Below are 6,492 nucleotides of genomic sequence, written 5' to 3'. Positions count from 1 at the left end.
TTATCAGAGCGCATGTCTTTCAGTTGAAGCATTACCGCTTCACCGTTATCCGCACCGATTTGGAATGATTTAGTGCCGTGAGTACCGTTAAGCAGCTTATTACCACCAAAAGACGTGGTTTCCGCGATACGGTTTAGTTCGTCGTTCAGTGCTGTTACTTCTTCTTGAATCGCTACACGCTCTGATTTTGAGTTTGAGCCGTTTGAAGATTGTAGAGACAAATCACGCATACGTTGCAGGATGTTAGTCGTCTCGTTCATTGCACCTTCAGCAGTTTGTGCAATCGAGATACCGTCGTTCGCGTTACGTACTGCAACATCAAGGCCGCGGCTCTGAACGTTCAAACGGTTAGAGATTTGTAGGCCCGCAGCGTCATCTTTTGCGCTGTTGATTTTTGAGCCTGAAGCTAGACGCTCCATTGATGTTTGTTGTGCGCTGTTTGCGTTGTTTAGGTAACGTTGCGCTGTCATCGCTGAAACGTTTGTATTTACATTCACTGCCATGGTGATTTCTCCAATTGATTTTCCGGTATAGCGGTTTCCGACGTCTCGGAAAACCAAGTAGTTATCTCTAAGTTACTTTTAATAACGGCGTGATTGGCGAAACCTTTAGGAAAAAAACAACAAAATTAAAGAAATAGCGATAAAGGAGAAGAAAGCGTGACTGGCAGTAAAATTATCAAAAAAAGATGAGAAAAACGCTAAAGTTGCCGAGAAGTCGGTCGAGCAATAATTTGTATTTTAATTAACCAAACAGACTGATTAAGCTGAAATACCTTTATAAGATTCGAGGTAATTCATTAACCTAATAACGTTAAAGCGAGATTCGGAGCTTGCTTGGCTTGAGCGAGTATCGTTGTGCTCACTTGCTGCAAAATTTGTTGCTTAAGCATCTGAGTAGTTTCTTTGACGTAGTCGGTATCTTTAATACGACTATTTGATGTCGCCAAGTTCTCATGAACATTTTCAAGGTTATTGATGGCATGATCAAAGCGGTTTTGCATTGCGCCTAACTCAGAACGATGACTATCCACGTACTTCATTGCTGTATCTAAAATAGAAACTGCACGTTGCGCTCCACCCACATCGGTGACATTGATGTCATCGACAGATTCGTAATAACCCGCCGACATCGAAAGCTCACTGGCTAAAGAACCTGAAAAAGAGATCGTGCCCGCAGTATCTTCGCCAGACATATAGATCTGAAGTTGCCCGTCATCATTAACCGAAGCTGACACGAGATCCGTCTGACCATTGATGTAGGTCGCCAGCTCTTCAATATCATCGCCCGCTTTCGCGTTGATGGTGATCTCTTGTGGCTGACCAAAACGATCGGTAAACGACATCGTCATATCATTCTGGTTGGATTTCACTTCCCATGAATTACTAGCCATACCATTGGAGACATAGCTAAATCCACCCATGTTGATGTCATCGGTACGCATGCTTTTTAAGCCTATCTGCACCGCTTCGCCAGAACTGCCACCGATTTGAAAAGAGGTATGTCCAAAGCTGCCGTTGAGGAGTTTTTTACCACCGAATGAGGTGGTTTCTGCAATTCGATTCAGCTCGTCATTTAAGGCGGTGACTTCCTCTTGAATAGCGATTCGTTCCGATGAGCTATTCGACCCGTTACTCGCTTGTAGGGACAAATCTCTCATGCGCTGCATGATATTAGTGGTTTCATTCATTGCTCCTTCTGCCGTCTGCATAATGGAGATTCCGTCGTTAGCGTTTCGAACCGCGACATCAATGCCGCTCATCTGCGCTTCTAATCGATTCGAAATTTGTAAGCCAGCCGCATCGTCTTTTGCACTATTAATACGACTCCCTGAAGCTAAGCGCTCCAAAGATTGGTTCAGCATGTTGTTGGCATTCGACAGATTCCTCTGAGCCACCAGCGCTGAGACATTTGTATTAACAGTTATAGCCATAGACCTTCACTTACAAAAAGATGAATAAAACTCACGATTGCTCTTATATCGACCAATTCATCTAAAGCTTTAATAAAAAAGGAGCCCTGAGGCTCCCATTATTTATTCTATTTGAGGCGATTTACTTAACCGTTAATGCACTCAACATCTCAGTTGAAGGAGCAAAGTAGTAAGCGCCTGTCACCGCTTTAGTAAAACGAAGCAGTTGGTCTGTTTTACCATCTGTTACGCCATACATGCTCTCTAGCATCGCATCAAAGTTATGACGGACATTACAGTAAGCAATGAACAATAAGCCGTGGTCGCCCGTTGCTGTGCCGTAAGGCAGGCTGTGACGAACAATTTTAAGGCCCTTGCCTTCTTCTTTAATATCCACACGACCAACGTGAGACGCCGCAGGAACATCGTCTAGCTCGATTGAATCGGGCTTAGTACGACCCACGACTTTCTCTTGTGCTGATACATTCAATCGGTTCCAAGCAGGTAGGTTGTGCACAAAACGTTGCACCATCACATAGCTACCGCCAGCAAATTCACCTTCAGGCACAATCGCCACTTCAGCGCGCTGTGCGTCTTTCGGGTTTTCGGTGCCATCAACGAAGTCGGTCATGTCACGTGAATCTAGGAAACGGTAACCGTAGGTTTCATCAACTACTTCAACGTCCGCAGCTACTTCAGATAGCAATTTACGTAGGATGAAGAAGTGCAGATCGTGTCGATTTGAATGACAGTGAATCAGAACATCAGACAATGTGCTCGGTGCAGTGACATCACCTTCGCCAAGCGCAGGAAAATCAATTAAGTCCGAGGGAGCAGCTTGCTCGAACTTATCCCAAAAAGCCTTTGAGAACGCAACTGACGCCGTTAAGTTCGCATCTGGTTGAGTTTGATTGAGCCCTTCGATTAGCGCAGGAATCTTTTGAATTTCTGCGAGTACATTAGTAGCGTTAGCATTCACTTTAAGTTGAACGTAAAGAGCGAAAGGCCCAGCTTCTGGCAAGATAGCACTTTGAACGTTAGGCTGCTCATTTGAGACATTAAACATAGATTATTCCTTCCAGTTTTAGCTTCTAAGTATAATTGTGAATAGGACAAATGTTTTGATGAGAATCAGTCTTCGTGCTCAACCACTTTAAAGCAATCCTTTGCTGCATGGCTATTAGTTAGATAAAGCGCTAACCATAAGAGCAGCAATAGAGTGAGACCATTTGACCAACGGAACCATCCGTTATCCAAATAGATTAAATAAATCGTATGAGAGCCTTGTGCTAAAATAGCCGTCATAGTGACCCAACGCCCCCAAGATACGACTTTATTCAGGCGCTTTCTATCTGGAGATCTTAGCCCAAACAACCACATGAGTAACAAGCTAGGGATACTCAAAGCGATCCCTACATAAAACATATGATGATCTGGATAGATGATCTCGAGAATATCGGTTCCCGACTCTCTACTTGCACCTGCAACAATGAACACGACCAGCGCTTTCGCAAGAAACAGCCAACCCAACCATAATAGAATTGGGGCTTTTAAAAAGCCGTGCTTATCGTATTGTTCTATGGAGTACCGCACAAATCTCACTTTCACTTAGTTTCAAACCAACACTTTAACGCAAATCATTCATACTTAACTAGGTTTGCGTTATCTTATTGGTTAATCCGTTTTAATTATCGAACTCAGTATGAAAAAGAAAACTAGTACACCGTCTGTTGAATCTCAACAAGACGCACTGAAGATAGCCAAAGCGACTCAAAAACCCGCTCAAACCAAAGAACAAACTAAATTGATTGCTCAGGGGATTGAGAAAGGCATTGCGCTCTATAAGAAACAGCAAAAAGAACGCAGTCGCCAAGCTGATAAAGCAAAGAAACGAGTACAGAAAGAGAAGCAGACTCAACAAGCGCACCAAGCTCAAGAGCAGGATATCGACACTAGCGTTGAAACCGCATCAAATCACGCCAATAAATTGCCGTGGCTACTATTGGTCGCTAGCTGGATAGGCTTCGCAATTTATTTGATGAAATAACAGGGTAATCGTATGAAAAAGGAATTAGTCGCTTTGATTATAAGTGGTGCATTGCTAGGTTGCACGACACCGACATCAATGCCCCATAGCGAAGCTGACAAAGTACAAATGGACTACCACGGCCTGATTAATATCGACCAATGCGAATATAAAGGAGAGGTCACCGGCAGCGAGGGGCATTGGTATAGTTACCTGTTTTACCCAAACGACACCTTGATTCAGGGCGCCATGAATGAACTCAAATCGAATACGATTGAACTAGGCGCAGACACCGTGATATTTACCCTTCCCCAAGACTTTGCCACTTCCGTGACCATGCTTGGCACAGCTTATTTGTGTAAGTAGATAGAAACGTAATTAGGTAGCTCAGCACTAAAATGAGCGAGATGCTACCACGACTACTTCTACTACAAAAAAGAAAGCCAGCTTTCGCTGGCTTATGCACTAAATCCAAGGCTTGTTGCTATATCGCCTTTACGCTGGATAACCCATTGACTGTCAAATGGCCCCCAGTCGGATAACTGGTAATAGCCATCATTATGACGTCGCCCATCTTGAACAAACATAAGTTCAATACCGATCCCCGGTAACGCCTTGAGTACATCTTGAATAGTACGACGAGGCCACCCCGTTTTTTCGATGAGTTTAGGCACATTTGGCCTATCAAGGCTTTCCACTAACAATGCTAAATATAGCCGCCTTGCAAAAACAGGACTCAACTCCATTGACACCTCCTATATATGTGCAGCTCAATTATTTCTTTTTTCGCTGACAACATGTTGAGGCTGATCAATAAGTCTCCAATAGTGACATTTTCTTACGCTTTTTTTTCACTCTATGAAATATTCATCACTCTATTTTGTCTGAGTTGCTGCTTCCTGATAGGATTCAACTCATAACAATGAAATAAAATCACTCAAAGGAAGAATAATGACTATCACTATGTTTGGTATCCCAAATTGCGACACTATTAAAAAAGCAAAGAAATGGCTCGAAGCTGAAGGTATCGAGTTCGAATTTCACGATTATCGCAAACAAGGCATCAACACAGAGCTAGTAACAAACTTCTGTTCTGAGCTAGGTTGGGAGCTTGTGCTAAACAAACGTGGGACAACTTATCGCCAACTTCCTCAAGAGCAAAAAGACACGTTAACGGAAGAAAAAGCAGTGGCTTTGCTTGTTGAGCAACCAGCAATGATCAAGCGCCCAATCTTAAAAGTAGATGGTAAGCTTCACATCGGATTTAAAGCAGACCAATACGCGGCTATTTTTTCTTAGGCCGTTGTATTCACATAGATAGACAACTGGACGTTGATCATGAAATCAGCGTCCTAAACATTAATGACTAGACGTTTTATTTAAACAAGGAATTCAAGGATGACAGACAGCCCAACTTTGGCTCTGGCAAAAGACCTAATCAGCCGTCAATCGGTAACACCAGAAGATGCAGGTTGCCAAGACCTGATGATTGAACGCTTAAAAGCACTCGGTTTTGAAATCGAAGTCATGGTATTTGAAGATACTACGAACTTCTGGGCTCGTCGTGGTACCGAAGCCCCTCTATTTGCTTTTGCAGGCCACACTGACGTGGTTCCAGCTGGTCCAATCGAACAATGGAACACCAAGCCATTTGAGCCAACGATTGTTGATGGCTACTTACATGGTCGCGGCGCGGCAGATATGAAGGGCTCTCTGGCATCAATGATTGTGGCTGTAGAACAGTTCATTGCCAAACACCCAGATCACACTGGTTCAATCGGTTTCCTTATCACCTCTGATGAAGAAGGTCCTTTCATCAACGGTACGGTACGTGTTGTTGAAACGTTGATGGCGCGCGGTGAGAACATCGACATGTGTATTGTCGGTGAACCATCAAGCACTGAGTTTGTAGGTGATGTAGTGAAGAACGGTCGTCGTGGCTCTATCACAGGCGACCTAACGATTAAGGGTACACAAGGTCATGTTGCCTACCCTCACCTTGCGAATAACCCAGTACACAGCTCTCTGCTTGCAATCAACGAGTTGGCAACGACTGAGTGGGATAAAGGTAATGATTACTTCCCACCAACCAGTTTCCAAATCCCAAATGTAAGCGCGGGCACAGGGGCTTCAAACGTTATCCCCGGTGAGTTCAATGTTCAGTTTAACCTGCGTTTTAGTACCGAGTTAAGCAACGACATCATCGTTGAACGAATCACAACTACGCTAGATAAGTACGACTTCGAATACGACCTTAAATGGACATTCAATGGTGACCCGTTCTTAACAGACGCAGGCTCATTACTTGACGCTATTGTCGATGCAGTAGGCGACGTAAATGATGTTAAACCTGCGTTACTTACAACAGGTGGGACATCTGACGGACGCTTTATTGCACGCATGAAAGGGCAAGTCGTAGAACTAGGCCCTGTGAATGCAACTATTCACAAGGTTAACGAATGCGTGAAAGTGGCTGATTTAGAGAAGCTAACCGACATGTACGAAAAAACATTAGTGAACCTGTTCGCTAAATAGTTCTTTTATCAGCGATTCA

8 protein-coding genes and 1 pseudogene are annotated in these 6,492 nt (G+C 43.7%); 4 read left to right on the top strand and 5 right to left on the bottom strand.

The window, feature by feature from the left end; all coding sequences use genetic code 11:
• The 4 genes and pseudogenes from QQ041_RS15000 to QQ041_RS14985 form a co-directional block, all read right to left on the bottom strand.
• Positions 1–503 (bottom strand): annotated as a pseudogene (locus QQ041_RS15000) (flagellin B); the annotation flags it as partial.
• Positions 504–799: 296 nt separating this feature from the next.
• Positions 800–1,933, bottom strand: a complete 1,134-nt coding sequence (locus QQ041_RS14995) for a flagellin (protein ID WP_285954333.1) — start codon at positions 1,931–1,933, stop codon at positions 800–802.
• A gap of 121 nt (positions 1,934–2,054) precedes the next feature.
• Complete coding sequence (locus QQ041_RS14990) at positions 2,055–2,978, bottom strand: Dyp-type peroxidase (RefSeq protein ID WP_285954332.1); 924 nt, start codon at positions 2,976–2,978, stop codon at positions 2,055–2,057.
• A gap of 65 nt (positions 2,979–3,043) precedes the next feature.
• Positions 3,044–3,505 carry a DUF2919 domain-containing protein gene (locus QQ041_RS14985; RefSeq protein WP_060982500.1) on the bottom strand — a complete coding sequence of 154 codons (462 nt, stop codon included), beginning with the start codon at positions 3,503–3,505 and terminating at the stop codon, positions 3,044–3,046.
• 109 nt (positions 3,506–3,614) lie between these two features.
• Here QQ041_RS14985 and QQ041_RS14980 point away from each other — a divergent pair, with 109 nt between their 5' ends.
• Both QQ041_RS14980 and QQ041_RS14975 read left to right on the top strand, forming a co-directional pair.
• The gene (locus QQ041_RS14980) at positions 3,615–3,959 is read left to right on the top strand and encodes a DUF2956 domain-containing protein (RefSeq protein ID WP_285954331.1); all 345 of its coding nucleotides are present in this window, start codon (positions 3,615–3,617) and stop codon (positions 3,957–3,959) included.
• 12 nt (positions 3,960–3,971) lie between these two features.
• Positions 3,972–4,304 carry a DUF4156 domain-containing protein gene (locus QQ041_RS14975; protein ID WP_061018570.1) on the top strand — a complete coding sequence of 111 codons (333 nt, stop codon included), beginning with the start codon at positions 3,972–3,974 and terminating at the stop codon, positions 4,302–4,304.
• Positions 4,305–4,396: 92 nt separating this feature from the next.
• Here QQ041_RS14975 and QQ041_RS14970 read toward each other — a convergent pair whose 3' ends face one another.
• Positions 4,397–4,684 carry a helix-turn-helix domain-containing protein gene (locus QQ041_RS14970; protein ID WP_004734273.1) on the bottom strand — a complete coding sequence of 96 codons (288 nt, stop codon included), beginning with the start codon at positions 4,682–4,684 and terminating at the stop codon, positions 4,397–4,399.
• Between the two features lie 205 nt (positions 4,685–4,889).
• Here QQ041_RS14970 and QQ041_RS14965 point away from each other — a divergent pair, with 205 nt between their 5' ends.
• The gene (locus QQ041_RS14965; protein WP_060982502.1) at positions 4,890–5,237 is read left to right on the top strand and encodes an ArsC family reductase; all 348 of its coding nucleotides are present in this window, start codon (positions 4,890–4,892) and stop codon (positions 5,235–5,237) included.
• Between the two features lie 99 nt (positions 5,238–5,336).
• Positions 5,337–6,473, top strand: coding sequence for a succinyl-diaminopimelate desuccinylase (gene dapE / locus QQ041_RS14960; RefSeq protein WP_285954330.1), 1,137 nt, complete (start codon positions 5,337–5,339; stop codon positions 6,471–6,473).
• Positions 6,474–6,492: the final 19 nt, after the last annotated feature.

The sequence above is a fragment of the Vibrio sp. TMPB1044 genome (assembly GCF_030442075.1).
In the GTDB taxonomy this organism is placed as follows: domain Bacteria; phylum Pseudomonadota; class Gammaproteobacteria; order Enterobacterales; family Vibrionaceae; genus Vibrio; species Vibrio satsumensis.
The sequence above is the reverse complement of the archived record's forward strand: the minus strand, read 5'-3'. Positions and strand labels throughout refer to the sequence as shown.

Excerpts from the sequence above, each read along its gene's own strand:
- QQ041_RS14980 (WP_285954331.1), top strand. The coding sequence starts at position 3,615 with ATGAAAAAGAAAACTAGTACACCGTCTGTTGAATCTCAACAAGACGCA.
- QQ041_RS14990 (WP_285954332.1), bottom strand. The coding sequence starts at position 2,978 with ATGTTTAATGTCTCAAATGAGCAGCCTAACGTTCAAAGTGCTATCTTG.
- QQ041_RS14970 (WP_004734273.1), bottom strand. The coding sequence starts at position 4,684 with ATGGAGTTGAGTCCTGTTTTTGCAAGGCGGCTATATTTAGCATTGTTA.
- QQ041_RS14965 (WP_060982502.1), top strand. The coding sequence starts at position 4,890 with ATGACTATCACTATGTTTGGTATCCCAAATTGCGACACTATTAAAAAA.
- dapE (WP_285954330.1), top strand. The coding sequence starts at position 5,337 with ATGACAGACAGCCCAACTTTGGCTCTGGCAAAAGACCTAATCAGCCGT.
- QQ041_RS14995 (WP_285954333.1), bottom strand. The coding sequence starts at position 1,933 with ATGGCTATAACTGTTAATACAAATGTCTCAGCGCTGGTGGCTCAGAGG.
- QQ041_RS14975 (WP_061018570.1), top strand. The coding sequence starts at position 3,972 with ATGAAAAAGGAATTAGTCGCTTTGATTATAAGTGGTGCATTGCTAGGT.